Genomic DNA, 506 nt, shown 5'->3' with positions numbered 1-506 from the left:
AGCTGGAATCGTTCACCCCCGCCAACGGCAGCACCCGCTACCGGGTCGACTGTCCCGACGCCCGCTTCCGCTTCGCCCCCGACGACGCCCTGGCCCGGGCGCGCGACGGCGTCGACCTGATCCATTTCGACGGCAAGCGCTACATGACGCTGACCCGGCGCGTGCCGCCCTATCTGGAACGGCCGGAGGTGCGGCTGGTGATCGCCACCGACACCGCGCCGTTCGACGCCTCGCGCCGCGTGCTGGGCGTCGGCGTGCTGGCCGTGTCGCTGGTGACCATCGCCCTGGTCAGCCTGCTGGGCTGGTGGGTGGCGCGCAAGGGCCTGGCCCCCGTCGACCGCCTGTCGCAGCGCGCCCGCGCGCTGAACCCCAACGATCTTGGCCTGCGCATGCCCACCCACGACCTGCCGACCGAGCTGGTGGGCCTGATGACCGCCTTCAACGGCGCGCTCGACCGCCTGCAGGACGCCTACGAGCGCCTGGCCTCGTTCAACGCCGACGTCGCC

1 protein-coding gene is annotated in these 506 nt (G+C 72.7%); it reads left to right on the top strand.

Annotated elements, in window-relative coordinates:
• Positions 1-506, top strand: a 506-nt coding sequence (locus AB4Z32_RS27650; RefSeq protein ID WP_442125007.1) for a HAMP domain-containing protein, incomplete at both ends; no start/stop codon positions are given.

It is taken from the genome of Massilia sp. 2TAF26, from assembly GCF_052115005.1.
Classification (GTDB): domain Bacteria; phylum Pseudomonadota; class Gammaproteobacteria; order Burkholderiales; family Burkholderiaceae_D; genus Telluria.
Note: the sequence above shows the minus strand (reverse complement) of the source record. Positions and strands in the feature narration are given on the sequence as shown.